24 protein-coding genes, 1 riboswitch and 1 other annotated feature are annotated in these 26,015 nt (G+C 38.9%); of the genes, 13 read left to right on the top strand and 11 right to left on the bottom strand.

The genetic code is table 11. The features are described from left to right. Positions 1 to 6 precede the first annotated feature (6 nt). From GQR93_RS08905 to GQR93_RS08895, 3 genes are read left to right on the top strand one after another with little or no spacing between them, the layout of a single operon-like run. Positions 7 to 189 carry a hypothetical protein gene (locus GQR93_RS08905; RefSeq protein ID WP_003554478.1) on the top strand — a complete coding sequence of 61 codons (183 nt, stop codon included), beginning with the start codon at positions 7 to 9 and terminating at the stop codon, positions 187 to 189. Positions 190 to 226: 37 nt separating this feature from the next. Further along, positions 227 to 661, top strand: coding sequence for an Asp23/Gls24 family envelope stress response protein (locus GQR93_RS08900; RefSeq protein WP_003554476.1), 435 nt, complete (start codon positions 227 to 229; stop codon positions 659 to 661). 49 nt (positions 662 to 710) lie between these two features. Then, complete coding sequence (locus GQR93_RS08895; protein WP_003554473.1) at positions 711 to 1,130, top strand: Asp23/Gls24 family envelope stress response protein; 420 nt, start codon at positions 711 to 713, stop codon at positions 1,128 to 1,130. 187 nt (positions 1,131 to 1,317) lie between these two features. Here the strand turns inward: GQR93_RS08895 and GQR93_RS08890 are convergent, their stop codons facing one another. Further along, the gene (locus GQR93_RS08890) at positions 1,318 to 1,680 is read right to left on the bottom strand and encodes a hypothetical protein (RefSeq protein ID WP_003554471.1); all 363 of its coding nucleotides are present in this window, start codon (positions 1,678 to 1,680) and stop codon (positions 1,318 to 1,320) included. 159 nt (positions 1,681 to 1,839) lie between these two features. Continuing rightward, a complete protein-coding gene (locus GQR93_RS08885) occupies positions 1,840 to 2,397 on the bottom strand; it encodes a cysteine hydrolase family protein (protein WP_003554469.1) in 558 nt (185 codons plus the stop codon). Positions 2,398 to 2,765: 368 nt separating this feature from the next. Here GQR93_RS08885 and GQR93_RS08880 point away from each other — a divergent pair, with 368 nt between their 5' ends. Both GQR93_RS08880 and GQR93_RS08875 read left to right on the top strand, forming a co-directional pair. After that, positions 2,766 to 4,130, top strand: a complete 1,365-nt coding sequence (locus GQR93_RS08880; RefSeq protein ID WP_003554467.1) for an amino acid permease — start codon at positions 2,766 to 2,768, stop codon at positions 4,128 to 4,130. Positions 4,131 to 4,224: 94 nt separating this feature from the next. Beyond that, positions 4,225 to 5,133, top strand: a complete 909-nt coding sequence (locus tag GQR93_RS08875; RefSeq protein ID WP_003554465.1) for a magnesium transporter CorA family protein — start codon at positions 4,225 to 4,227, stop codon at positions 5,131 to 5,133. A 117-nt stretch (positions 5,134 to 5,250) separates the two neighbouring features. On the opposite strand, the gene GQR93_RS08870 is transcribed toward GQR93_RS08875, so the two are convergent. Together GQR93_RS08870 and GQR93_RS08865 are read right to left on the bottom strand one after the other, a co-directional pair. Next, positions 5,251 to 5,598, bottom strand: coding sequence for a hypothetical protein (locus GQR93_RS08870; RefSeq protein WP_003554463.1), 348 nt, complete (start codon positions 5,596 to 5,598; stop codon positions 5,251 to 5,253). A 123-nt stretch (positions 5,599 to 5,721) separates the two neighbouring features. Continuing rightward, positions 5,722 to 6,423: a hypothetical protein gene (locus tag GQR93_RS08865; RefSeq protein ID WP_225442023.1), complete on the bottom strand. Its 702-nt coding sequence runs from the start codon at positions 6,421 to 6,423 to the stop codon at positions 5,722 to 5,724. 111 nt (positions 6,424 to 6,534) lie between these two features. Continuing rightward, a riboswitch (SMK box riboswitch) is annotated at positions 6,535 to 6,617 on the top strand. Between GQR93_RS08865 and metK the strand changes: the two genes are divergently transcribed. Together metK and GQR93_RS08855 are read left to right on the top strand one after the other, a co-directional pair. Further along, positions 6,615 to 7,805 (top strand): methionine adenosyltransferase, encoded by a 1,191-nt coding sequence (gene metK, locus GQR93_RS08860; RefSeq protein ID WP_159298744.1) that lies wholly within the window; start codon positions 6,615 to 6,617, stop codon positions 7,803 to 7,805. Its footprint overlaps the riboswitch before it by 3 nt. Positions 7,806 to 7,937: 132 nt before the next feature. Continuing rightward, the gene (locus GQR93_RS08855; protein ID WP_003554457.1) at positions 7,938 to 9,422 is read left to right on the top strand and encodes an MDR family MFS transporter; all 1,485 of its coding nucleotides are present in this window, start codon (positions 7,938 to 7,940) and stop codon (positions 9,420 to 9,422) included. 55 nt (positions 9,423 to 9,477) lie between these two features. Here the strand turns inward: GQR93_RS08855 and GQR93_RS08850 are convergent, their stop codons facing one another. Both GQR93_RS08850 and GQR93_RS08845 read right to left on the bottom strand, forming a co-directional pair. Further along, positions 9,478 to 10,053 (bottom strand): class I SAM-dependent methyltransferase, encoded by a 576-nt coding sequence (locus GQR93_RS08850; RefSeq protein WP_003554454.1) that lies wholly within the window; start codon positions 10,051 to 10,053, stop codon positions 9,478 to 9,480. After that, entirely contained in the window at positions 10,050 to 10,691 is a 642-nt protein-coding gene (locus GQR93_RS08845) for a phosphatase PAP2 family protein (RefSeq protein ID WP_223801745.1), read from the bottom strand. The genes GQR93_RS08850 and GQR93_RS08845 overlap by 4 nt, the downstream gene beginning before the upstream one ends. A gap of 108 nt (positions 10,692 to 10,799) precedes the next feature. Beyond that, positions 10,800 to 11,012: a binding site (T-box leader), on the top strand. 73 nt (positions 11,013 to 11,085) lie between these two features. Between GQR93_RS08845 and leuS the strand changes: the two genes are divergently transcribed. After that, positions 11,086 to 13,506, top strand: coding sequence for a leucine--tRNA ligase (gene leuS, locus GQR93_RS08840; RefSeq protein ID WP_035444792.1), 2,421 nt, complete (start codon positions 11,086 to 11,088; stop codon positions 13,504 to 13,506). A gap of 173 nt (positions 13,507 to 13,679) precedes the next feature. On the opposite strand, the gene GQR93_RS08835 is transcribed toward leuS, so the two are convergent. Then, a complete protein-coding gene (locus GQR93_RS08835) occupies positions 13,680 to 14,705 on the bottom strand; it encodes an acyltransferase family protein (RefSeq protein WP_223801744.1) in 1,026 nt (341 codons plus the stop codon). Between the two features lie 204 nt (positions 14,706 to 14,909). On the opposite strand from GQR93_RS08835, the gene GQR93_RS08830 reads away from it, so the two are divergent. Continuing rightward, positions 14,910 to 16,559 (top strand): putative polysaccharide biosynthesis protein, encoded by a 1,650-nt coding sequence (locus GQR93_RS08830; RefSeq protein WP_003554447.1) that lies wholly within the window; start codon positions 14,910 to 14,912, stop codon positions 16,557 to 16,559. Positions 16,560 to 16,652: 93 nt separating this feature from the next. Here GQR93_RS08830 and GQR93_RS08825 read toward each other — a convergent pair whose 3' ends face one another. Further along, a complete protein-coding gene (locus GQR93_RS08825; protein ID WP_003554444.1) occupies positions 16,653 to 17,498 on the bottom strand; it encodes an NAD(P)H-hydrate dehydratase in 846 nt (281 codons plus the stop codon). Between the two features lie 114 nt (positions 17,499 to 17,612). Here GQR93_RS08825 and pepV point away from each other — a divergent pair, with 114 nt between their 5' ends. From pepV to GQR93_RS08810, 3 genes are all read left to right on the top strand, one after another. Continuing rightward, on the top strand, positions 17,613 to 19,016 hold the full coding sequence (gene pepV / locus GQR93_RS08820) for a dipeptidase PepV (RefSeq protein ID WP_003554436.1): 1,404 nt from the start codon (positions 17,613 to 17,615) through the stop codon (positions 19,014 to 19,016). Between the two features lie 21 nt (positions 19,017 to 19,037). Then, positions 19,038 to 19,523, top strand: a complete 486-nt coding sequence (locus GQR93_RS08815; protein WP_003554434.1) for a universal stress protein — start codon at positions 19,038 to 19,040, stop codon at positions 19,521 to 19,523. A 253-nt stretch (positions 19,524 to 19,776) separates the two neighbouring features. After that, complete coding sequence (locus GQR93_RS08810) at positions 19,777 to 20,565, top strand: DUF3658 domain-containing protein (RefSeq protein ID WP_223801740.1); 789 nt, start codon at positions 19,777 to 19,779, stop codon at positions 20,563 to 20,565. A gap of 207 nt (positions 20,566 to 20,772) precedes the next feature. On the opposite strand, the gene GQR93_RS08805 is transcribed toward GQR93_RS08810, so the two are convergent. Beyond that, on the bottom strand, positions 20,773 to 21,426 hold the full coding sequence (locus tag GQR93_RS08805) for a deoxynucleoside kinase (protein ID WP_003554431.1): 654 nt from the start codon (positions 21,424 to 21,426) through the stop codon (positions 20,773 to 20,775). 153 nt (positions 21,427 to 21,579) lie between these two features. Here GQR93_RS08805 and GQR93_RS08800 point away from each other — a divergent pair, with 153 nt between their 5' ends. Then, positions 21,580 to 22,350, top strand: coding sequence for a Cof-type HAD-IIB family hydrolase (locus GQR93_RS08800; protein WP_003554429.1), 771 nt, complete (start codon positions 21,580 to 21,582; stop codon positions 22,348 to 22,350). 245 nt (positions 22,351 to 22,595) lie between these two features. On the opposite strand, the gene pgmB is transcribed toward GQR93_RS08800, so the two are convergent. Then, complete coding sequence (pgmB, locus tag GQR93_RS08795) at positions 22,596 to 23,267, bottom strand: beta-phosphoglucomutase (protein WP_003554427.1); 672 nt, start codon at positions 23,265 to 23,267, stop codon at positions 22,596 to 22,598. A 19-nt stretch (positions 23,268 to 23,286) separates the two neighbouring features. After that, complete coding sequence (locus GQR93_RS08790) at positions 23,287 to 26,004, bottom strand: glycoside hydrolase family 65 protein (RefSeq protein WP_003554425.1); 2,718 nt, start codon at positions 26,002 to 26,004, stop codon at positions 23,287 to 23,289. Between the last annotated feature and the right edge of the window lie 11 nt (positions 26,005 to 26,015).

The following is a 26,015-nucleotide window of genomic DNA, read 5'->3' as shown; positions in this document are numbered from 1 at the left end:
AGCAACATGAACTCAATTGTGTATGGTGGCATTATTGGTATGGTGTGCGGCGTTGTTTGGGCCTTCAGCGGTTTTAACGGGGTCATGCTTGTATTGACCTTGGGAATTGCAGGTGCTCTGATTGGCGCTGTTGTTGGCAAATTTGGTGGCATTAAAAGTTTGATTAATCAATTAGTTAACGATGATTAAAGCAGATGTTTGAAATCATAAAAAGGAGCTGAGCTTAATGGACACAAAAGTAACCCAAGACACTGAATTAACTCGGAAACTAACGTTTAATAATGCGGTAATCGAAAAAATTGCTGGTCTTGTCTGTCGCAACGTTGATGGCGTATTGTCATTAGATGGCGGTATGATTAGTGAGCTTGCGGGAAGATTTTCTAAAAAAACGGATCCAACTAAAGGCATAGACGCGGAGGTAGGTGATAAACAAGTTGCATTGGATATGGATGCGACAATTGAATATGGATCCGATGCACGAAAAATTTTTGATGAAATATGTACAAGGACGCAAAACGCGATCAAAAATTATACTGGATTAGATGTTGTAGAACTGAATTTGAATATCAATGATGTTTTAACCAAAAAAGAATGGGAGCAGCAAAGTAACAGTCAAAAGGATGAGATTGCAAACTCGGTTCATGATGAACGAGTTAAATAATTAAGTTATTTGGGATATATGAACAACTAATTTTTAGGAGGAAGCTGACATGGCTCAAGAAAATACAAGTCTAGAAACGGTATTGACTTATAATGACGATGTTTTGGCAAAGATCGCTGGAAATACAGTTCGAGATGTTGATGGCGTTTTGTCACTCGAAGGTAATCTGATAGATTCAATGACAGATCGTTTTTCAGATAGTGTCGACCCTACAACGGGTGTTAAAGTTGATTTGGATAATGATGAGAAGAAAGTGAAGCTTTCTATGGATGCTACCTTGGAATATGGAAAAAGTATTCCAACAGTGTTTGACAAAGTCACGGCAAAGTTATGTCAAGCGTTAAATGACATGACTGATTTAACGCCGGTTGAAATCAAGATTAACATCAAAGACCTTCAAACCAGAGAAGAGTATGTTAAGAAGAATCGCAAAGCTGAAAAAGGGGAGAAGAAAAAAGACAAGGATTAAGTCAATGTGTTTAATCTGAGTTCAGAAAATACATGTGGCATTTTAAAGCAAATCGAGATCAGCGATAAGAAACTTCATTCTTATCACTGATCTCGATTTTGAGTGTTTTTGATTTTTAAAATGCAAATTTAAAAGTAATGATAAATTACAGGCCTACTTATGCTTACGACTACCTTATCATTTCAAGCTACGCCATAGCTTCGTCCTCTTCAAGTTCAAGCCAAAGAGCCAGCGCACTCGGGTTAAAGTCAGGCCAATTTGAAATATGTGTGTAACCTCGTTCCAATAAAGAACTGACTTTTCGCGTCTTTAAGTCCCTAAAGATACTGAGGGCGAACACATTATCTTCCAAATCCGTAATAACTGTATCCAATTTGTGCTGCCATTCGGCAACCAAGTCTTGATAAATCAGCAGTCTACGAGCATTTTTTATCGTGTAATCGACGCCCTGTTGTCTTAAAAGCTGTTTATAGTCCTCATACTCTTCCAAAACAGCATCCTTGGCTTTCTGCCATTGGTCATGATTATAAGTTGGTAATTTTTCACTCATTCATGTTCCTCCTTATTCACACAACATTAAATAAGAAATGCTTACCCAGCGTTGTGGAGAAGAAAATTGTTTTCCCGATTTCTGATCATCAAGGTCGAAAAATCTCTTCGAAAACAATTAAACAATAAAAAGAGAAATATTGCAAAGATCGATGGACTTTCAGTCAATAACAGAAGCACCTAAAACGTGTTTAAAGTGATCCAATGCCCACGTCTGTCCCGCCGAACTGAGAGCAGCAACACCTTTTTCGTGAATGACCAAATTGTAATTTAAGTTATAGGCGTCAACGGCAGTGTGTAGGACACAGATATCGGTGCAGACGCCAACCAGATGAAGTGTATCTACATGACGTTCGCGCATTCGTATATCTAAATCAGTACCGGCAAAGGCACTGTAACGGGTTTTATCATACATATAAACTTTATCTTGGTTTTTATTTTGATCATACCATTTAGCAACATCGCCATAAAATTCACGGCCCCAGGTACCACGGACATTGTGGGAAGGAAACAGTTTAGTTTCTGGATGGTATGGGTCGTTTGGTGTGTGGACGTCAGTTGGAAGAATCACCCAGTCGCCGTTGGATACAAATTCATTAGCGAGTTCGATAATTCTTGGTGCCAGCTTTTGGCCTGTTATACCACAAGACAATGCACCTTTATCGGCGACAAAATCGTTTGTATAATCAATAATTAAAAGAGCAGTATGGGATGCCATTTAAATCAACCTCCATCAATCGAAAATTAAAAGTATCTTTTACTTTTATTGAGTCTAAAATACACTAATTCAACGAAAACTTCAAATAAATGACCACTTTTTTGACTACTTGTCTATGAACCCTTGACAATTGTTCACGAATCCGTATACTTGGTAACTAATGAAAAGAGAGTCGGCAACTGCTGAAAGTCGATATCAGGATTATGGCGAATGACAAGGGCTGCATCCTTTATCTGCAATAAGAGGCAATTCTGAGTTGGATTGTAGAATTTGGGTGGAACCGCGTCTAAAGAGACGCCCCTGGTACTTATTTTGTAAGTATTAGGGGCGTTTTTTTGTTGTCTATAAGACTTGTTTGGAGGAAAATTATGGAAAAGAGTAAGGGTGCAAATAGTTTATCGCGTTCGTTGAAAAGTCGACATATTCAAATGATTGCAATTGGTGGTGCAATTGGCACCGGGTTGTTTTTAGGTTCAGGGAGTGCTATTCATACTTCTGGACCATCCATTATTATTTCATACTTGGTTGTTGGCATTTTTTGTTTTCTTTTGATGCGTGCCATTGGAGAGCTATTATTATCTGATACGACAAAACATTCATTTTTGGATTTTGTAAAAGAATACTTAGGTGACAGGTGGGAATTCGTTACCGGCTGGACTTATTGGTTTTGCTGGATTAGTTTAGCAATGGCTGATTTAACGGCAACTGGTATTTATATTAAATACTGGTTTCCAGGCGTTCCCCAATGGATTCCTCCTCTGATTATTTTACTTTGCTTATTTGCGGCAAACTTAGTTAACGTTGGTCTATTTGGAGAGTTGGAGTCATGGTTTTCAATGATTAAAGTAGTTGCAATTATTTTGTTGGTCATTGTTGGTTTTGGGTTAGCCATTTTTTCAGTTAAAGTAGGAAATTCAACGGCTTCCTTTGGCAATTTGTTTAGTCATGGCGGGCTTTTTCCAAAGGGTGCTCATGGATTCCTGCTGTCATTTCAAATGGTTGTCTTTGCCTTTGTTGGGATTGAGATGGTTGGATTAACAGCCGGTGAAACTGATGATCCGGAAGACAATTTGCCAAAAGCAATTAATAGTTTACCCATTCGAATTGGCCTATTTTATATTGGCTCTATGATTGCGGTTATGAGCGTTTACCCTTGGAATGAAATTACAACAACTTCGAGTCCGTTTGTGCAGGTCTTTTCCGGAGTTGGCATTGTTGGAGCAGCAGGTATATTAAATTTTGTTGTTTTGACGGCCGCAATTTCCGCAACAAACAGTTGTTTATTCAGTACGAGTCGAACAATGTATGCGTTAAGTATGGGTGGTAATGCGTCGAATTTCTTAACCAAACTCGGTCGAAATGGCGTGCCAAATATTGCACTTAATTTTTCAACCGCATTTTTATTGATTATCGTCATTTTAAACTATTTTATTCCGGCGGGCGTCTTTAATTTGGTATCAAGTGTTTCAACAATCAATTTTGTGGTGGTTTGGGTTGTTCTCTTAATTGTCCATATTAAGTACCGCCGCGCGCATCCTAAGGGAATTAGTCGGTTTAAGATGCCAGGCTATCCAATAACAGATTATCTGAGTTTGGCATTCTTTATTTTTATCCTTGGTTTCCTGTTGGTAAGTGCATCTACTAGGGTTGCAATGATCATTTCGATTGTGTCTGTTTTAATCATGTTGCTGGCATACCACTTGATTAACGCTAAACAGCCCAGCCGTCATTAAATTAAACTTAGTCACACACACATTGAATTTTGACGATACTTACCTTACAATTTGGTGGTAATGCTTGATGATAGATTTTGTGAGGAATTCATAAATGATAACTATTCATAAATTCAAAACTTATACGTGGATCGAAGTGATTGACCCACGAACTGACGAACTTAATGACGTCATCTCCAAGTATCGATTGCCGCAAAAATTTGAAGGCTATATGCTGGATCGTCACGAACAACCACGGGCAACTTATGATGCGCTCAGTGATACAAATGTGTTGGTGATTCGTGCCTTGGCAAATGGTCTTGACACGAACGCCACAACGGTTCCGGTATTTCTTGGATTTAATGATGATGTGATGATTACTTCCTGTCATGGTGAAGATCAGGCTAAACTAATCAATCAGCAGTCCAATCAAGATTTTTTACTTATTAGTGACCATATTTTTGCGATTCTTGGTGCAATACTTGTGCCATATTTTGAGATGTTGGACGAAGTGAGTCAACGTGCGGATAAATTTGCCGGCCATCGTTTGGGGATTATTACTAATAGAAGATTGGATGAATTGACCATTTTGAAGACCCGGTTAGTTTATTTACGATCGGCTACTGCCGGAAATTTGGTCGCTTTAGAGGAGTTGCAAGGGGATTTAAAGCAGAAACTGCGGTTAACTGCTGATGTCGAGCAACGGGTAACCCAACAGATTTCGGATCTGGTAATTGAATATAAACAGTGTCAGGCTATGTTCGATGTTCAGGGCAATGTTGTTAATGAGACCGAATCTGCTTTCGGAAATATATTAAATAATAGATTAAATCAGACAATGAAATTTTTGACGGTTTGGTCATTGGTTCTAGCTGTTCCGCCAATTGTTTCGGGATTTTATGGGATGAATGTTAAGTTGCCCTTTGCCGATAGATCGGAAGCATGGTTCGATACACTTGTATTGACAGTCGGACTAATGGTTGTCATGTTGTTGGTTTATATAGGCAGAAATAAGAAACAGTAGCTAACCCGCGTTAATTAAAGAGCTAAAAAAGCCCGCAAGATAGGAAAGGGATATTGAACGATACAATATCCCTTCCTATCTTGCGAGCCTTTTTGAATGCTTATTTCAATGGGTCAATTAAATTTCTTGTGAATCTTTGTTTAGTCGTTTCAAGATATCTAGTACTTTTAGAACGTTTCCACGTACGAGATCATTGTGATCGACATCGATAATACAATATTTTGAGCGAATTTCATCGGGAAGAAGCCTTGATATTCGTTGATCCATCAAAATAAGATCATCTGTGTGAATGGCTGGGCTGAAAAAATGCTCGGCAATGATATTGACTGGTACGCTGGCATGATTAACACTATTTTTTAATTCATTACAAAAATTTTGAATTAACGCATCGTCTACAATGGCATTCCCGGTTAACGAAGGCTGTATTTTGCCGGTTCGAATGTCTCCAATTACTCTAATATTCAATGAATTTTATCCCCCGTCGTTTATTGATCAACTGGTATGTTAACACTTTCAATGGAGTAAAATCCGCTTGGTCAGATGACTTTGAATAAAATTAAAGTAAGTAAAGAAAAGCTTAATATTTGGTTAGAGACAAGCAGCTAAAGAAAATAAAAGTAAACAAATTAAAGAGGTATTATTACGTTTGTCATATTTATTATTGTTAACCTTCCATTCGAAGAATAAATAGAACCCTAAAATCAGGCTGATGAAAATAATTTTGAGAAAAGTTAATTCTAATGTGATACAAATCGCCAAAATTAACACTAATATAATTAATAGTGACAGTCTATTGCCCTTTTTCATAAACACAGGAAAAGAAAAAAAGATATTTGCAAAAATCAATAGGGTAATACTCATTAATGACATTAAAGAAAAGTAGTGATGGTAAGTAATGTTAAATAAAAAAACAATACCACTGCCATTGATGATCCCATAAATGATCCACTGGCAATGTGGCTCGTTGATAATGCTTGTCAGAATTAATATATTGGCTAAAACAAAATCCAACAGCAGCAGCCAGCCGTTAAAAGAATGGTCACTCAATAGTATTTTAATTCCCATTAGAACAACGATGGCATCACATATGGTGAAAATAATAGCATTTTTATTTTTAGAGATAACTTGACTCAACAGGCCGGAGAATCCTAATCCGATAAAAAAGAGATACAGCAAGTGGTAGTTGATAAAAAAAATTTTTAGTCCAACGTTGGAAAAGAGCATCCACACAAAAAGTGGGATCAGAATCCGAATTGATAACTGAGTCAAAGCTGAACGTTTGGTAGTCAAAGTTTCACCTTCGTTTAAAAGTCTTTAAAATTAATCCTAATTGTTTTTTTGGATTCGGTCAACGAAGTCTTTAAATTGGGTTCCAAAAATAAAAAATTTATGATAATATGGTTAGGTTATGAGTTCCCGATAGGATTCACGCCAGACGTGAAGAAGCCTTGTAACCTAAAAAATATATAGGGGGAAATAAAATGCGCGAAAAACATTTATTTACTTCGGAATCTGTATCAGAAGGCCATCCGGATAAGATTGCTGACCAAATCAGTGATGCAATTTTGGATGCCTTGTTAACTAAAGACCCTGACGCTCGAGTAGCTTGTGAAACTTCAGTAACAACTGGATTAGTACTCGTATTTGGTGAAATTTCTACCAAAGCTTACGTTGATATTCAAAAAGTCGTTCGTGACACAATCAAACGAATTGGCTATTGTAATGGAAAGTATGGTTTTGATGGGGATTCTTGTGCGGTGATTGTCGCATTAGATGAACAATCGCCTGATATTGCGCAAGGTGTCGACAAAGCACTTGAGGAAAGAAACGGCAATACCGATCCATTTGATAAGATTGGTGCCGGAGATCAAGGACTGATGTTTGGCTATGCCATTAACGAAACACCTGAGTTGATGCCATTACCGATCTCCCTTTCGCATAAGTTAATGCGGAAGCAGGCTGAACTTCGAAAAAATGGGACTATTGGCTACCTTGGCCCTGATGCAAAAGCTGAGGTAACGGTTGAATATAATGATGATGACAAACCGTTTCGCGTTGACACAGTTGTATTGAGCACGCAGCACGCGGATGGCGTTGAACTGGACCAAGTTCGTAAAGATGTCATTGAAAAAATCATTAAGCAAGTGATACCCGAAAAGTACTTAGACGATAAAACCAGATACTTGGTTAACCCAACCGGACGCTTTGTTATTGGCGGCCCAGAAGGCGATGCCGGCTTAACTGGTCGAAAGATTATTGTTGATACTTACGGTGGCTATGCGCATCATGGCGGTGGAGCCTTTTCTGGAAAAGATGCGACAAAGGTCGATCGTTCAGCGAGCTATGCTGCCAGATACATTGCTAAGAATATTGTTGCAGCTCATTTGGCTGATCAAGTTGAGATTCAGCTTGCTTATGCGATTGGTGTTGCTGAACCAGTATCAATTGATATTAATACGTTTGGGACCGGAAAGGTATCCGAAGAAAAGCTGATTGAGGCAACTCGGGCATTGTTTGATTTACGCCCAGCTGGTATCATTAAGATGCTCAATTTAAAGCGACCGATTTACGAACAAACCGCAGCGTACGGTCATTTTGGTCGAACAGATGTTGACTTGCCTTGGGAACATACCGACAAGGTTGTCGCTCTGAAAGAATATTTTAATAACTAACTAAATATTTTAATTACGTATTTAATTACGTGGGATGGGGCTGGTACAAAAGATTATTTTGTGCCGGCTCTTTTTCTGTCTCAAAACTGGATTCGATTTTAATCATTTTATAATAATGAAAGGGGTCATTTAATGACTGCAACAGCTTCTAAAAGAAATATTATTTTGGTGACAATCGCACTTTTTGTTGCTACTTTTATGTGTGCAATCGAAGGAACAATCGTTTCAACCGCGATGCCGACAATTGTCGGAGATTTACGCGGGGTCGCTTTGATGAACTGGGTTTTTTCTATCTTTCTTCTAACCAATGCAATTGCAACACCCATCTACGGTAAATTAGCCGATAGCATTGGCCGTAAACCAATCTTTATGATTGGGACAACTATATTTATTATTGGATCGGTTATGTCGGGGCTTTCTAACTCAATGATCATACTCATTTTTTGGCGGGCAATTCAAGGTATTGGGGGAGGCGCAATCTTACCGGTCGCTAATACGATTATTGCTGATATATATCCTCTTGAAAAAAGGGCCCAAGTATTAGGGCTAAATAGTTCGGCTTGGGGCATTGCTTCCGTTATCGCACCATTGCTTGGTGGATTTATTGTCGATAATCTCAGCTGGCACTGGATCTTTTTTATTAACTTGCCAATCGGGATAATTGTATTATTAATGATTCAATTTTTCTTACATGAGGAAAAGAGAAAGATTGAAAGCAAAATGGATATTGGCGGAACGGCTTGGCTGACAATTATGTTGTTAGCTGTCATGTACGCTTTTCAAGTGATTGGACAAACGCCGATTCGCTGGGAAATCGTAGCAGGCTGTACAATACTGACAATTGTGTCGGCAATGATGTTTATCAGAAAAGAGCGACTGGCATCCGACCCATTAATTCCAATGGAACTTTTTGGGAATCGGACTTTTGTCGTTCAAAATTTGGTAATTGCTTTAATGAGTGGCTTTTTGATTGCTTACGAAGTTTATTTACCGGACTGGACGCAGGGAATCTTGGGACTTCGGGCATCAATGGCAGGATTTGCTGTGACACCAAGTTCCTTGATGTGGATCGTTGGATCATTTGTAGCGGGAAAATTATTGGTAAAATTATCACCCTCCCAAATCATTAATATTAGTTTGGCTTTTATTCTGATCGGTGCCATTACGATGGTAGTGATACCCGCATACACGCCATTTACAGCATTTTTATTGATATCGACTATTTGTGGTATAGGATTTGGATTAACCACCACTACGTCTATTATCAGTGTCCAAAACGTTGTTAAACCGACTGAAATCGGAGTTGCAACTTCTTTTAATACGCTTTGCCGGACGCTTGGGCAGACGTTAATGATTTCTGTTTTTGGAATTGTGATGAATATGACAATGCTTCGAGGTGTCCGTCAAACAGATGGTGCAACGCTAAAAATGATGGATAAGCTCATTAATCCGCAAACCGCTAATGAACTGTCCGGCGCGATCCTACCAAAATTAAGGATGATTTTATATAGTTCGCTTCACAACGTTTTCGTTGTAGGATTAATATTGATTTTAACCGCATACGCCATTAATTGGTTTGATCGAAAAAAGACAGATGTACAGGATCAAAGGCCATAAAAACGCCTTATTTCCAATCAAGTGAAGAAGTGGCTGAAAATAAGGCGTTATGAAATTATTTTAATTTTTGAATGGCGAGAACAAATGGTGGTTCATGTGCCTGATTCACAAAACTGTAATTCAAGACAGCAAAGTTTTTTTGTGGTAAATTCTGGCAAAAATTAACAACAGATTTTTCCTCTTTTTTGCCACCTGGATGGCCGTAATAAATCACCATCACAACCAGTCCACCTATCTGTAATTTTTTTAAACACGCTGTTAATGCTGTTAATGTGGATGTACTTTTTGTGATAATTGATTTATCGCCACCCGGCAAGTAACCTAAATTGAAGATAGCGGCTGAAATTCTAACGTTGTCGTCTAAAATATTGTCAATTTCAGCATGGCTTTTTTTATATAGTTGAACATTTTGGAGACTGGAAAGATTTTTTTTGAGTAAGCTAATAGTATGTTGTAAGGCCTGTTGCTGAATATCAAAACCATACACTGTCCCGTTTTCGCCTACTAATTTGGCCAACAATAATGTGTCGTTTCCGTTCCCAATAGTTCCGTCTATCACTTGATCACCGGTTGATACAGCTTCTTTTAAAAGCTGATGACTAAATTGCAGTGCATTTGGTAATTGGTTCATGCTGTCCCTCCCAAAAATCGATTAAAGACAAATTGACTTAGTAATAATAGGCATAGACCTAACGACCAACCGCCTACAACATCACTGGCAAAATGAACACCAACGTAAATTCGACTAATACCAATGAAGAAAATAAGTAATCCAATTAGGATATCAAAGATCACTCGGTAACTTCGCTTTTTTAACAAGTGATTTGCGATAATGATGAGGCTCCCTCCAATCATCATAGCGCTCATCGAATGCCCGCTTGGAAAGCTGGTGGAGTGAACGGTTACTAAATGATGAAGGGTAGGACGTGGGCGATTCACATAGTGTTTGACTAACATGTTGACAGGGCCAGACAGCCCCAGACTGTTGATGACTAGAAAGACCGCAGCCCGGAAATGGTCTGTTAAAGTCAAGATCAGCGTCATGCCGAGTGTGAATGAAATGACCGGTATGACATTGGCTAATTGTGTAAAATGAATGGTTAACAAGGTTAATTTAGGTGTGAGATCACTTCTTACAAACTGACTCACTTGACTGTCAAAGTTACTTATCCAATCAGCGTGGGTTAAGACGCCGCTCATAAAGATCAAGAAAACAATGAAAGCACTAACGCCTAATAAAAATGACTTATTCCGTACTTTTAAGATCATGACTTTCGCTACTTTCGTTTTTAGCTGGAATACCATTATTATAGCACGCACACGTATTGTTTTTTGCATAATGATTTGTTATGATAATAGGCAATAATCTCAATATTAGTGAAAATGAAGAGACGAATTAGTAATGACAAGTTGATTTCAGAAACCGGATGGTTGTTGAGAATTCGGATTAATTTGTGACGAACTCATCGTCGAATGCTTGATTGAATTCAGTAAGTCAGGTCGGTTAATCGCCGTTATCGATCATTAAGTGCTTAATGTCCGTAGTCGACGTTAAGAATATAGGTGGTACCGCGATTAATCGTCCTATAGGAAGTTAAATATGGCTTCTTATAGGGCATTTTTTCGTTAATTTGAAGAATTTTGAAAGGTGGAAGTTGTAAAAATGGCATACAATCATGAAGTAATTGAGCGAAAATGGCAACATTACTGGAAAGAACATAAAACATTTAAAACGTTGGATGATACCAGTAAAGATAAGTACTACGTTTTGGATATGTTTCCTTATCCGTCTGGACAGGGATTACATGTTGGACATCCCGAAGGCTATACGGCAACAGATATTATGGCCAGGATGGCGCGGATGCAGGGGAAGAATGTTCTTCATCCTATGGGGTGGGACGCTTTTGGACTGCCTGCGGAACAATATGCGCTGAAGACGGGGCACAATCCTCGTAGTTTTACTGCTCAAAATATTAAAACATTTAAACGTCAAATTCGCTCGCTTGGTTTTTCATACGATTGGGATCGCGAAATTAATACGACTGACCCGGCCTATTATAAGTGGACACAATGGATCTTTGAACAGCTTTATAAGAAAGGCCTTGCTTACGAGGACAACATAGAAGTCAACTGGGCTCCGGATTTTATGGGTGGTACGGTTGTCGCCAATGAAGAGGTTGTAGATGGCAAAACAGAGCGTGGTGGCTATCCGGTATACCGTGTGCCGATGCGTCAGTGGGTATTAAAGATTACTGCTTACGCTGATCGTTTAATTGATGATCTGGATACTGTAGACTGGCCTGAAAGTATTAAAGAACAACAAAGAAATTGGATTGGTCGTTCGCGTGGGGCAAGTGTCTTCTTTAAGGTAAAAGGTCATGACGATGATCAAATCGAAGTTTTCACAACCCGGCCCGATACTTTATTTGGTGCTACATATATGGTGCTGGCTCCTGAACACGAATTGGTTGACCAAATTACAACTCCCGATCAGAAGTCAGAGGTTGATGCGTACAAGGAAAAGGTTTCACGTAAATCTGATCTGGAACGAACCGATTTAAATAAAGATAAAAGTGGTGTCTTTACGGGTGCTTATGGGATCAATCCTATTAACGGAAAAGAGGTACCAATCTGGATTGGTGATTATGTGCTTGAATCATATGGTACAGGTGCAATTATGGCCGTTCCGGCTCATGATGACCGTGATTATGAGTTTGCCAAGAAGTTCGGCTTACCAATCGTGCCGGTTATTGAAGGTGGCGATGTAGCTGATGCTGCTTATACAGGTGACGGTCCTCACTTTAATTCAGGGTTTATGGACGGCATGAACAAAGAAGATGCCATTAAAGCGGCAATTGACTGGCTTAAGGATCATGATGCCGGCAAAGAGAAAGTTAATTATCGACTTCGAGACTGGATCTTTAGTCGTCAAAGATACTGGGGTGAACCGATTCCTGTTATTCATTGGGAAGATGGTGAAACAACCTTGGTTCCCGAAGATGAATTACCACTTCGATTGCCAAAAGCAAAGGACATTCAAACTTCCGGCGGGAAAGAAAGCCCACTTGCCAACTTGACAGATTGGGTTAACGTTGTTGATAAAAATGGGCGCAAAGGTAAGCGGGAAACCAATACGATGCCACAATGGGCAGGAAGTTCATGGTACTGGTTACGTTATATTGATCCACATAATGATCATGCCATTGCAGATCCGGAGAAATTGAAGTATTGGTCACCCGTTGACCTTTATGTTGGTGGTGCTGAGCATGCCGTTTTGCATCTGCTATACGCAAGATTCTGGCACAAATTCCTGTACGATCTGGGCGTAGTCCCAACACCGGAACCATTCCAAAAATTGGTCAACCAAGGGATGATTTTGGGTACCAACCACGAAAAGATGTCTAAATCAAAGGGGAATGTCATTAATCCTGATGATATTGTCGATGAATACGGTGCTGATACCCTCCGAGTTTACGAAATGTTTATGGGTCCAATTGATGCTGCCAAGCCATGGAGTACTGAAGGTATCAATGGTGCCCATCATTGGTTGGATCGGGTATGGCGTCTCATGATTGATGATAACAATCACTTGCGAGACAGAGTGACAACGATTAATGACGGCCATCTTGACAAAGTTTATAATCAAACCGTTAAGATTGTGACAAATGATTTTGCCCATATGCGATTTAATGTTGGTATTTCACAAATGATGGTTTTCGTAAACGATGCTTATAAGGCAGATGCACTTCCAATTCAATATATGGAAGGGTTCGTTAAGATGCTTTCGCCGTTGGCACCGCATATTGCCGAAGAATTGTGGAACCTATTAGGACATGATGGCACTATTACTTATGAGAAGTGGCCGACCTATGACGCAAGTGAATTGGTTGAGAATACCGTTCAAATGGTTATTCAAGTGAATGGTAAGGTTCGTTCACATCTAAAGATTGCTCGTGATGCAGCTAAAGACAAAGTTGAGTCGGCTGCGAAAAATGATGAGAATGTTAAACGTTATTTGGATGGTAAAACAGTGCGTAAAGTAATTGTTGTTCCAAATAAAATTGTTAATATCGTTGTAAAGTAGAGTTAAGGTCAATAACAACAAGTTAATATAAAAAAGTGATGCATGACTTCTTGGGGCATATGCCGTAAAGTCATGCATCACTTTTTTATATTGACTATTGTTCAAGTTCATTTAATCGATGATGCAATACAAAATGCAATTATGTCTTGACCATTTGTTAAACATCATTGAATTTAACTGACCGCCTTATTTGAAGTTCCCTTAACTTTTCGTTTAATATAACCGTAAAGTAATGATAAAGCGAACGAGATAATAACTGCCAAAATAGTTTCCATGATAGCACTTTTATATCCCATTTCGTCAATAATATCAATGACTGCTTTATGCAGATACATAATACCAAGTGTCTGTTGTCCGAGTAATTGAACCGGTTTAATAATAAACTGTGGGAAGAATCTGCAGAAGTAGTAACTAAAGCTAAAGACGACCATGCAGACTAAAATTGGAATAAACAGAATGTAAGAAACACGGGAAATTGGAATATGATGGAATGTCGCATGGATAATTTTGGATTTCAGAAAGAGTGCAAAATTGAACCGGTCCATATGCTGCATCCAGAAAATCCAAAGTGTAATTAGCGCACAAGGGATCATAATCCATAAATCTTTGACAAATTGTTGAATTTTATGGAAGTACAAATATCCAAATAACATGAAGAATAATGCAATGAAAGCAACATCAAAATCCCATGGAATGTACTTCCATTTAAAGAACCAGACGTGTTTGTAACTGGTTGAAACAATTAATGAAATAAAGGCAATGATAATTTGGTATTCGCGAGTCTTAACGTATGTAATTACGATCGATGTAAGTACCAAAGCCAATAAGTAAACATTAATATACCAGAAGACACTCAGGTAGTGATTGAGTGTTCGGCCGCCCCAAAGCAGTCTGACAAAATAAAATGTTGTATATGACCAACTCTCCCCCCTAACAAAATGGGATAGTAGGATTAAACCGCCACCACAAATCAAATAAGAAATTAATAGCGGCAGAATCCGTTTTTTGAAAAACCCCCACCAATTATTATTGATAATCGGCTTTAAGAAAAATCCCCCCATAATGAAGAAGATCGGCATATGCCACCAATATAAAAAATGAAACATTGTACCGTGGCGTGTCATGGCGTGACCAAACACAACCGCAACAATACCGATTGCTTTAGCAACGTCAATCCATTCGATTCTCTTTTTACTCACAAACTTTTCACCTCTACGATTTTTTAACACATATAGCAATATTTTAGTGCATTTAGAGCCTTAATGACAATACTTTTTGATTACAGTTCCATAAATCGGCCGATGCTTAAGTAATTTTTAATATGTTAACGCCAGATTGCTATTGATCTGAATCTTTATTAAAATATAACGAGTGTAGTAAAGCAGACGAAAGCAGGAACAATCATGATTGATAATAATCAAAGCCACTCGGATAATTCCAGGGAACAAATGTTGTCCGGATCGGCTTGGATGACCGCTGGCAGTATTTTAAGCAGATTTTTAGGTGCCGTTTATATTATTCCGTGGGGAATATGGTTTGGCGATTATTTTTTTCGGGGAAATGCACTATATGGGTTAGGGTACAACATATACAGCTTTTTCCTGATTGCAGCGATTGCCGGTATTCCTTCGGCAATTGCGAAGCAGGTTGCGCATTATAATGCTTTGAATGAGTACGGCATTGGCGTTCAACTATATAAACGGGGCTTGGTATTAGCGATCGGCACCGGTGTTATTTGTGCTGCAGCACTTTATTTTGGTGCACCGTTGATAGATGGCGGAAACGCCAATGTTGTTCCGGTCCTTCATTCCTTAGCCTGGGCAATTTTAATTATCCCAACGATGAGTTTAACCAGGGGATATTTTCAAGGTTACCAACAAATGGCGCCTTCTGCAATCTCACAATTTGTTGAACAGCTGGCTCGGGTTGCCTACATGTTAATAACGGCTTTTCTAATTATGAGAGTGTTCAATGGTAATTGGGTAACCGCAGTCTCTCAATCGACTTTTGCGGCTTTTATCGGTGCGGTTGCAGGCCTGTTGACGTTAGGCTGGTATTATGTCAGTCGGCGTGATACATTTCGCTCTCTGGTTTCAAATAGCAGTAATAAAGTACATGTGGAGCCCAGGACACTTTACCATGAAATCATTACCCAAGCGGTTCCGTTTATTATTTTAGGTGCGGGCATTACAATTTTCATGTTGATTGACCAATTTACCTTTTTTAAAATTATGAGAATGGCGACAAATTATTCCAATGACATGTTATCGGATCTTTACGCAATGTTTGCCGTAAATTCAAATAAGTTGATTATGATTACCATATCGCTGTCTTCCGCACTCGCTATTACCGCTGTGCCAATGTTATCCGTTGCGCTGACAAATGGCGATAAAAAAGAAATTGCCAAGCAAAATTCAACGATTATGGTTTTATTTATGTTTGTCATGATACCGGCGGCTCTTGGGATGGCTGCCATTGCCGGCCCACTGAATCGTTTGTTCTATGGTGTTAATGAGGAAGCGTTAGGAGCAAATATCCTGACGTTTTCATCGATGATTTCGATTCCAATGGGGATGTTTGTGGTCATCTCGGCTGTTATGCAGGGGCTTTCCCAAAATAGACGGGCTGTTAAGTTTTTTGCAGTTGGAACATTAATTAAATTCATTATTCAATGGCCTTGTGTTTACTATCTTGGTGCGTTTGGTCCATTATTATCAACGGCGGTCGGGCTGACGATTGCCAACTGGCTGATTATCAGGTCGTTAAATCGTCAATTTGGATTCGAAAGGAAAAATTTAAATTGGGCTTTTAGAAAAATTGGCCTTTATTCACTGCTCATGTATGTAGTGACACTTGCAGCTGTGTATGGTGCGAATTACCTGGTAGGGTTGGTTTCAACGCCTTTTGGCAGAATTGCCAGTCTTGTTGTGACGGTCATAGGGGTTGCTTTCGGTGGGTACGTTTACGCTTACTTCTGCCTTAAAAGCAGAGTCGCAGATATGGTTTTGGGACCGAGGAGTGCACGATTTAGGCAGCTATTGAGAATTAAATAAAAGGCACTAAAAACGGATTCGACAAATTGGAGATAGGATCCAATGTGCCAAATCCGTTTTGGTTTACTCATAAAATAAGTTGGCAGATTGCCTTTAATCATCGTTTTTGCTTTCCTGATTTTTAAACATAAATTTAGGGAGTGCTTCACTAATTTGATGTGGCAGTACAACGTATTGTTTTTTGGCAAGTTTATCAGCAATTGCGCTATGGGTATAAACGGCGGCTAACGTTGCAGCTGTTTTATTTTCAAATTGTGCGGTAAACCCACCAATTAAGCCGGCAAGGGTATCGCCCATTCCACCAGTAGCTTGTGCAGGTGTTCCTCCAGTGTTTTGATAAACTTTTCCATTTGCATAGACTTCGGTTCTATGTGATTTAACAACAACAATTGCCTTGAGCTGATCTGCAATTTTTTGGTTGGCGGTTGGATTTTGATCCGCAATTTCAATGCCGGAAACCCGCTGCCATTCCATCTGATGAGGGGTCAGAATGTTGAGGGATGATTTAGGTAATGACAGGTGATTGTGAGCGAGTAAAGTCAGAGCCGAACCATCGATAATCAGTGTTTGATTTGTATGAGCTACCTCAAATGTCTTTGTTAATAAAGATAGTGCAATATTGTCCGTTCCCAATCCCGGCCCAATGACGATGACATCCGCACCTTTAATAATTGGTGAAGCCGTTTCAAAGTCGTTATAGTCAACAAACATTGCTTCGGGCAACCAGTCATGCAAACTGGTTTGGTTGGTCGGATCGGTTATTGTCGTGACTAATCCGGCTCCGGAATAAACGGCTGCCAAAGAGGCCATGATGATCGCACCGCCAAAGTTTCGGTTACCGCCAATCAAAGCAATCTTGCCATAAGTTCCCTTAAAACTGTCGGCTGGTCGTTTGCGAATAACTTTTGTTAAAATATTTTTTGTGATTTCTTTCATCATTTAAAAGCTCCTATTCTTAAAGATCTTTTCAATCCCAGTATACCATTGCTCATGACCTGCAAGACCTGTTATATGTGCTAAAATAGTCACATAAGATGACAGGAGTGAGAATTAATGACAATCGATTGGCAAGAACAAGCTAAAAAGTATCGTGATCAATATTTACAAGATCTAAGGGAACTAATCAGCATTCCAAGTGTGCGTGATGATGACCATAAAACGGATGAGTACCCATTGGGAGAAGGTCCGACAAAAGCACTCCTAAAATTTTTATCATTTGGTAAGCGGGATGGCTTTGTTACTAAAAATTTGGATAATATTGTCGGTTACATTGAATATGGTGCCGGTGAAGAAACTTTTGCGATGCAATCGCATGCAGATGTTATGCCAGCTGGCGATGGCTGGGAAACTGATCCATTTGTTATGACCGAAAAAGATGGTAATCTTTATGGCCGTGGGACTTCGGATGACAAGGGTCCAGGTTTGGCTGCCTACTATGGTTTACGGATTTTAAAGGACAATGGGATTGTTCCTAACATGAAGATTCGGTTAATCATTGGCACCGATGAGGAAAGTGATTGGACTGGGATGAAACATTATTTCGATGTTGAACCTCAACCAACACTTGGATTTTCACCAGACGCTGAATTTCCATTAATCAATGGTGAAAAAGGAAATGCAACGTATGAAACGACTTTTGGCAGCTCGAATGGTTCTGAGTATACGCTAAAAGAATTTGACTCGGGTTTGCGACTAAATATGGTGCCTGGAAACGCTACTGCTTTAGTTGAAACTGATGATAATGAAAAGTTTGTCGATGCATTTACCGATTTTTTGGATAAGAATCCATTATCCGGTGATATTAAAGCAACGGGTGATGGGATTGCCGTTCACTTGATTGGAAAACAGGCTCATGCTATGGCACCGGAAAATGGTGTTAATGCTGGTACGTACCTGGCAGCCTTTTTAAATCAGTTTAATTTCGAAAAAGATGCCAAAAACTTTCTTTCGTTTATTGCGGACTATTTACATGATGATACACGGGCCCATAAGATCGGGGCAGATTACGTCGATGACGTCATGGGAGACTTAACGATGAATGTTGGTATTATGAAATTTGATTTTAGAAAAGGCGGCTTGGTTAATACAAACTTTCGTTATCCTAAGGGGACTGATGATACCAAAATTCTTCAGTATCTGTTAAAAGTAGCGGATAAACTAGCAGGCCGGGTTAAAGAGGTCGGCCATATGGTACCGCACTACGTTGATCCGAGTGATCCAATTGTTAAAACGTTACTTCGTGTCTATTCGCAACAAACCGGTGATGCAGATGCAAAACCGGAAGTAGTTGGCGGTGGTACGTATGCTAGGATGATGAAACGCGGTGTTGCTTTCGGGGCATTGTTCCCAGGCACGCAGGATACAATGCATCAAGCCAACGAATTTCAACCGATTAATGATTTATTAAAAGCAATGGCAATATATGGACAATCAATTTATGAATTGACGGCAAAATAGTAATTGATTGGAGGGCTTACGATGTTGGAATTTAATTATCATAATATCCTTGTTGGGGTTGATGGTTCAAAGACAGCCGTAAAAGCGGTTAAAAAAGCAATTGCAGTCGCACATCGTAATTCGGCAAAACTGTTTATTGTCGCAGTTATCAATAATCGCGATTTTATTGGTGTCTCAAAATCGGCCTCAATTGGGTTTGGCAACATTGATCCTTCAACAATTGAAAGCCTGAAAGATAATTTTGAGAAACTGGTTAATGGCTATGCTAAACAGGCAAAGGATGCAGGCTTGACGAATGTTGAAGCGTTTGTAACTTTTGGTGATCCCAAAACTGAGTTGGCAACTGAAATTGTCGCTGATAAAAAAATTGATGCAATCGTAATTGGCGCTACGGGTGTGAACTTTTTTACTCGGCTCACGCTAGGATCTACCGCTGCGTTCGTCATTGCTCACGCACCTTGCGATGTATTTATTGTGCATCGGCCCAAAAAAGGTGATCATGATTAATGTGTTAAGTCTGAGCTTTGGATATCTATAAAACAATAAAGGTCTCGTAAAGTCAGTCGTTGCAAACATCTGCTGGTCTTGCGGGATTTTTTGATGTTATTATTGCCTAGGATTTAATTCAAGACGGTTCTTATAGCAATCACGTTGTTTTTAATGCGATTTAATTTGCAATTATGTATCGGGAACGTTTATAATTTTCAGAGTTGTCATTTTCGAGTGATGTACCAAAAATTTGGAAAAATGAGGGATTAGTGTGGTTGATATTGTGTTCAATGACAGTTTTGCCAGGACTTTAAAACGCTATTACATGACTCATCGCATTGATCGACAGGTCATTGTATTACCGTTATTACTAGGACTCGGGGATATTGCCCAAGTCAACCTGCTAGAAACTCGGAAAACGTTATTGAAAATTCGAAATACCCATGAAGGACGTGACAATACTGATGAATGGTATCAGTCGATTCTTTTGGGGTTAAAAGAACTGGATAAAGTTGTTTTTGAACAAAAATCTCTTCGGATCTGGTGGACGGATTTGCCGGATGATAGTTGTGGCTTTGCCTGGTTGTGTGATTATTTGAAGGATATCGGTAATCAGATTTCATCTGTTCATGTGCCGCTAACCTTTAGTCACTCTCGCTTTTTATATGAGCTTAATAATCTTGGAGAATTGGTCATTGATGATTTAAATAAATATCATCTTTTTGATTATGAACAATCTTTGGGAAGGGATGCCCGCATTTCGCATAGTTATCTTTGGCGAGATCTTCGCAAGGATAATACGCCTCTTAGAATTATGATTAATGGTCATTTAATGAGTCAGCCGATTAACTTTTACGATCGTTTTCTTCTTTCGCACGTGAGTCCAACAGTTTTTACAAATATTTTGCAGGTGATTGGTCAGGCGATTGGGGATGGGCCAAGTGGCGTACCGGATTGGTGGTATCGCCATCGAATTGATTATTTAATTTCCAAACGGGAACTTTGGTATGAAAAACCAGTGGGGCAGTCAGCCGGTTATATTAAGCTGAGAATAAAATAAGTGTAAGTTCGATCAGATTCTAAGACAAAGACCTGGGTAGTAGGGATAGTTGAATTCCGATAAGCTGTTTAATAGATAATGGTTGTGATTACAAAAACGAGGTGGGACAAATTGATTTTTGTCTCACCTCGTTTGTTTTGTGTATTAAGTTCATTGATTTGACGACTTATCCGATCAGTCAGGCATAGGATCAGCCTAATTTAAAGCTTACATGGCTTCTCTTTGAGGTTGACGAATTTTTGCCAACTCATCATCGATCATGCCAAGGACAAAATCAATGTTTTTTTGGTAGGATAGATCATGCTGTTGGAGATCGATCTTGATTTTAGGACTAACGGAATAGTCATCAAACCATTTTTGATAGGCTTTCCACATTTTGTAATAATAATTTTCCAGGCCTGGATTATTATCGAACTGTTCATAATCACGTCCCCGTTTTTTGATACGGTATTTGATGGTATCAAAATCACTATCTGCATAAACTAATAGGTCTGGGGCCTTCTTGGGAAGCTGGTTTAATTCAGTCATCATATTATCCAAAAGTTTAAGGTAAACTGAGAGCTCTGTATCGCTGATATTACCGTCCGCATTATTTTCTCGGGTAAAGAGAGCGTCTTCGTAAATAGAACGGTCTAAGACGTTATTATCATCACTCAGGGCCTTCTTAATCATTGAGAAACGTTTATTTAAAAAATAAATCTGAAGTAGAAAACCATACTGCTTTGGGTTTGAATAGTAGAGCGGTAGGACAGGGTTGTCACCAACTGGCTCAAAAAAAGCTTTCGTTCCTAAATGTGCTGCAATTTTTCCTGTTAACGTTGTTTTGCCAACGCCGATCATTCCTGCTGTTATTATCACCATGATAGCCCCTCTTTTAATAAAATTACGATATATAGTGTACCACAGATTGTATCACCACAATATATATAAGTTGGAAATTTTCGGGCTCCTTTTCACTGAGGGGATTTAAATAAGTAGTACAATAAGGTTAAAGAATCGAATGGAGGGAACCTAATGTATAAAGCGGTTGTATTTTTTGACCTCGATGGCACTTTTTTTGATAATGAGAAAAACGTTTCTAAAGAAAACATATCGGCAGTTAATGAATTACGTGAAAATAATATTTTACCAATCATTTCAACTGGACGAAACATTTTCGAGATTCAATATGTGATTGACGAGACCGGTATTAATTCTTTAGTTAGTGCGAATGGCAGTTATGTTCAGTATGAAGGAAAAAAATTAAAAGCTGAAGAAATTAGTGATGAAGTTATTGAAGAAATTCTGGCTTTTGCTAAAAAGCAGGGTGACGTCATTTCATTCTATAACAATGAAGGATTTGCTTTGACTGCTGAAAACGATTTAACCAAGGTTAATTATCGATTATTGAGATTGACGCCTCACGTTGAGCCGACGTTTTATAAATCGCATGAAGTTAATTTCTTGAATGTTTTTAATTATGATAAAGATAAACTTTACCAAGATCAATTTAAAGGGAAATTATCTTTGGTTCGAAATAATCCACGCTGTCTGGATACAATGAAGTGGGGTGTTTCTAAACAAACCGGGATTCAGGCGATGTTATCGAAAGCTAATTTGGCGGATATTCCGTCATATGCTTTTGGGGATCAATTAAATGATCTTCAAATGTTTGAAGAAGTTGATTATCCGGTTGCAATGGGAAATGGTCATCCAGATGTTAAGGCAAAGGCCTCGTTTGTGACCACGTCTAATATTAACCACGGTATCGTGAATGGCCTAAGACATTATGGGTTGATTAAATAACGTATAGAAATGATTAGTTTTTGTTTCCTTCTATAGATTGGTTCATACGGAAAATAGAGAGTAGGCCAAAAGGCGGTTAACTTCCGATTGCATAGCAGGAAGTTGCCCTTTTTGCCCGTTTTTTCTCGGTAATATCGGTAATAGTCGTGATGAAATTAAAAAGGACTGGACAAAATTACTTTTGTCTCAGTCCTTATCTTTTTTACATCAAACAATTATGATAGGTGATTTAAAATAGTTGTTAACTATGCCATTTGTTTTTGAATATTGGTTAAAGTCATTTCACCTGTATCTTCAAAATTGATGTCGGCATCTTTTAGAATCTGCTTATCGCCGATACCAATTGAGGTTTCTCCGGCAGCGTTAATTGATTCAACACCCGCAGCAGCATCTTCAACACCGATGCATTGCTCAGGCTTCAAATTAATTAATTCTGCACCCTTTAGATAAATTTCAGGATCGGGTTTACCTTTTGACAAGGTTTTAGGGTCAACGATTTTAGGGAAGTAAGTTGTTAACTGTAATTTTTCGAGAACTTTTGGAGCATTTTTGGAAGCAGAAGCTAGTGATAAGAGATAACCATGGCTTTGGATATCATCTAAAAAGCCTTTGATACCTGGAAGAATGTTGTCGGGCGTCATCTGATCAACCAACTTCAAGTAGTTTGTATTTTTTTCGGTTGCCAAAGCAACTTTTTGATCTTCTGTATACTGATCAGACAAGTTACCAGCCTTTAAAATCATTTCCAACGAATCCATTCGACTGATTCCTTTAAGGCCATCTTCCAGTTCTTTTGACCATGGGGCACCGACTTTATCAGCAACTTGATGCCAAGCTTGACTATGAAAGACTGATGTATCTGTGATAACACCATCTAAATCAAATACAAATCCTTTAATATCAGAAAATTTTGCCATTAAAATTCACTCCTCAAAACTATTTATAAGAAATTGTTGTTGCTTTGTTTTTTGTTAGGGAATAATCTTTTTCTGCGACTTTAATGTGAGTTTCCGCATCAGCCGTAACAGTGATTTCGTGATGTGTAATTTCAAATTGATACTTAATTCCTTGGTAGGCTTGCTTAAACGAGATCTTCTTCCAATTTTGTGGTAAGTGGGGATTAACTGAAACTTCATCGGTATCAAAGCGAACGCCACCGTAACATCCGGTTTCAATTTGAAGTGTCGCTCCCATTACGCCAAGGTGAATGCCCTCGGCAGTTGTACCGCCTTGAATGTCGTAGTAATCTGAAAATAATGCCGTTGAAAACAGCTGCCACGATTGATCCATATTACCGTCCATTTCATCCAATACGGAGTAAACGATTCTTGAGAGCGTTGATCCATGGGTAGTTCTGTCCAGGTAAAACCTTAGGTTACTTGTGAAATAGTTAGCGGGAAGCTTATAGCCCAAGCGATTAATAACATCTTCAACTTCAGAAAATGGTAATTCATAATAAGCCATTAATGTATCCGCCTGTTTGGCGACCTGGTAAGAATCCGGTGACTTTCCTTCACCCTTTAGCAAACGGTCAATTCGTGAAATATCGCCATACCTTTTACGATACGAATCAAAGTTTAGTTTGGAAAGATTGAAGTAACCGGAAAATTGACCAATGATGCCCTCATCGTTGATGTCTAATCGTAATTTGTGAGCGATGTCGGACATCTGGGTTAATAAATTACTGTCTGTTCCTGATTTATTATTGGCAACTTTTAAAACGTCTGCCTTTTGTTTTGACACAACAGTTGCAACTTTATCAAATAACCATGAAACCATAATATTCGTATACGCATTGTTGGTTAGACCTTGTTCGTCAGCGTTTGGATATTCTTCATGAAATTCATCCGGTCCCATGACATTATGAATATCGTAGCGATCGGCGTCTTTGTCATAAGAAACCATGCTTACCCAGAATTTACAAATTGAGAGGAGCATCTCCAAACCATATTTTTCCATGAAATCACGATCACCGGTAATTTGAACGTATTTAAGAACATCATAAGCAACAGAGATCGAAACATGACGTTGCAATCTGCTGTTGTCCGGATCCCATTCACCGCTAACTGGATTTAAATGAACAAATTGGGATTGTTCATCCCCATACATTCCTGACTGCCAAGGATACATGGCACCATCTTTACCCTCTGATTTTGCATATTTTCTTGCTTCGTCAATTCTATTGTAACGATAAAGCATACACTGTTTTGCGATGGCCGGGTAGTGGATTGCGTAAAACGGTAAATCAAATGTGACATCCCAAAAAATATGGCCACGATAGGCCTCTCCGTGAAGACCACGGGCGCCAACTGAGGCATCTAATTTACCTGAAGCAAGCGCTGCACTTGTGACCAACATGTGATAAATATTAACCCGGGTCAATTTTTGACTGGTAATATCATTAGTGATCTTGATATCGGATTTATTCCAAACGTCTTTCCAGAATTTTTGACTATCGTTAAGTGTGTCGTTAAAAGATGAGTCGTTTAATTCACTTTGAGCAGCACTTTCAAGCTTATCATCATCGGCGTTACCAGTAAAAATTGAAACACACTTTTCAAATTCGTAACTTTTTTCTGGTTCAACGTCCAAACTTAAGGTTTGCCGAATTAATTGATTTTCAGTATCTGTGTTGATTGAACTGGTGGTGTCAAAATCTTGACTGTCAAGTTTGGAATTGATGACAAAGGCAACTTTTGAAGTCTTTGTCTGGCCACTCATTGAAATTTGGTTGTCATGAGCAGACATGCCGATAATGTCCAAGTGATGTTGATTAAAGTCGGAATATCTTTCAACATTACCATTAAGCACGCTGCCGTCAATTTCCGAATATATTTGTAGGCTTCCTGAAAAGTTGATAGGTTTTAATTCATATTTGATTGCATATCGATGCCAGTTAGTCATATTTGCAACTTTTGTTGCCCGAACTTCCAGGATATGCCCAGTAGATAACTGAATATGAAGTGTTGTCGTCAGGACACCGGTTTTTAAGTTTAAACTCCGGTAGATGTCTTGGATATCTTCTTTTTTGATTTTAAACGGTTGTTGATGGTCAACACCAAAACTGATAAATTGCGAGTTGGGCAGGTTGACTAGGTCTTCATTGACAACATCACGATCGTTAATCTTGGTTGTGAGCTGGTTATAAACGCCGGCAACGTACATACCCGGATAATTGTCTTGATCTGCATTTGCTTCGACATAAGCGCCGCGCAAGCCAAAATAGCCGTTTCCAATAGTCAGCATGGCTTCTTGACCGTAGTTACGCTTACCGCTATATTCACCATAATAGTCCAAATGCCACTTTAAGTAATTGGACTTGTCGGAAACGGCTTTCTGCAAACCAACTTCCTTAACTTTATTCAGATTCACAACCGGAACATTCATCATGTTAGCAATTGCTAAACCAATATCAATTTTTTGATGATTGATACCAATAATTGTGTCTGAAAATTCATAATTAAGTGAATTTTCAATGATTGCAGCGTCAACCGGTAATCCGGTTAACGCCACTTTAATGTTCTCAAGATTATCTCCAATTGAAAATTTGGGGTTGTATGTGATCATGAACTTTCTGAAGGGCGGCTTGTTGGAATCCTCAGAATAATTTAATTCCATGACCCCGTCACGGGCCCTAATAGCAAACGTTCTCATAACAAAACCTC

The organism is Lentilactobacillus hilgardii (assembly GCF_009832765.1).
Lineage (GTDB): Bacteria > Bacillota > Bacilli > Lactobacillales > Lactobacillaceae > Lentilactobacillus > Lentilactobacillus hilgardii.
The sequence above is the reverse complement of the archived record's forward strand: the minus strand, read 5'-3'. Positions and strand labels throughout refer to the sequence as shown.

What these genes read in the sequence shown, in the direction of transcription:
- GQR93_RS08905 (WP_003554478.1), top strand. Translation starts at nt 7, where the DNA reads ATGAACTCAATTGTGTATGGTGGCATTATTGGTATGGTGTGCGGCGTT.
- GQR93_RS08900 (WP_003554476.1), top strand. Translation starts at nt 227, where the DNA reads ATGGACACAAAAGTAACCCAAGACACTGAATTAACTCGGAAACTAACG.
- GQR93_RS08895 (WP_003554473.1), top strand. Translation starts at nt 711, where the DNA reads ATGGCTCAAGAAAATACAAGTCTAGAAACGGTATTGACTTATAATGAC.
- GQR93_RS08890 (WP_003554471.1), bottom strand. Translation starts at nt 1,680, where the DNA reads ATGAGTGAAAAATTACCAACTTATAATCATGACCAATGGCAGAAAGCC.
- GQR93_RS08885 (WP_003554469.1), bottom strand. Translation starts at nt 2,397, where the DNA reads ATGGCATCCCATACTGCTCTTTTAATTATTGATTATACAAACGATTTT.
- GQR93_RS08880 (WP_003554467.1), top strand. Translation starts at nt 2,766, where the DNA reads ATGGAAAAGAGTAAGGGTGCAAATAGTTTATCGCGTTCGTTGAAAAGT.
- GQR93_RS08875 (WP_003554465.1), top strand. Translation starts at nt 4,225, where the DNA reads ATGATAACTATTCATAAATTCAAAACTTATACGTGGATCGAAGTGATT.
- metK (WP_159298744.1), top strand. Translation starts at nt 6,615, where the DNA reads ATGCGCGAAAAACATTTATTTACTTCGGAATCTGTATCAGAAGGCCAT.
- GQR93_RS08855 (WP_003554457.1), top strand. Translation starts at nt 7,938, where the DNA reads ATGACTGCAACAGCTTCTAAAAGAAATATTATTTTGGTGACAATCGCA.
- GQR93_RS08850 (WP_003554454.1), bottom strand. Translation starts at nt 10,053, where the DNA reads ATGAACCAATTACCAAATGCACTGCAATTTAGTCATCAGCTTTTAAAA.
- GQR93_RS08845 (WP_223801745.1), bottom strand. Translation starts at nt 10,691, where the DNA reads ATGATCTTAAAAGTACGGAATAAGTCATTTTTATTAGGCGTTAGTGCT.
- leuS (WP_035444792.1), top strand. Translation starts at nt 11,086, where the DNA reads ATGGCATACAATCATGAAGTAATTGAGCGAAAATGGCAACATTACTGG.
- GQR93_RS08830 (WP_003554447.1), top strand. Translation starts at nt 14,910, where the DNA reads ATGATTGATAATAATCAAAGCCACTCGGATAATTCCAGGGAACAAATG.
- GQR93_RS08825 (WP_003554444.1), bottom strand. Translation starts at nt 17,498, where the DNA reads ATGATGAAAGAAATCACAAAAAATATTTTAACAAAAGTTATTCGCAAA.
- pepV (WP_003554436.1), top strand. Translation starts at nt 17,613, where the DNA reads ATGACAATCGATTGGCAAGAACAAGCTAAAAAGTATCGTGATCAATAT.
- GQR93_RS08815 (WP_003554434.1), top strand. Translation starts at nt 19,038, where the DNA reads ATGTTGGAATTTAATTATCATAATATCCTTGTTGGGGTTGATGGTTCA.
- GQR93_RS08805 (WP_003554431.1), bottom strand. Translation starts at nt 21,426, where the DNA reads ATGGTGATAATAACAGCAGGAATGATCGGCGTTGGCAAAACAACGTTA.
- GQR93_RS08800 (WP_003554429.1), top strand. Translation starts at nt 21,580, where the DNA reads ATGTATAAAGCGGTTGTATTTTTTGACCTCGATGGCACTTTTTTTGAT.
- pgmB (WP_003554427.1), bottom strand. Translation starts at nt 23,267, where the DNA reads ATGGCAAAATTTTCTGATATTAAAGGATTTGTATTTGATTTAGATGGT.
- GQR93_RS08790 (WP_003554425.1), bottom strand. Translation starts at nt 26,004, where the DNA reads ATGAGAACGTTTGCTATTAGGGCCCGTGACGGGGTCATGGAATTAAAT.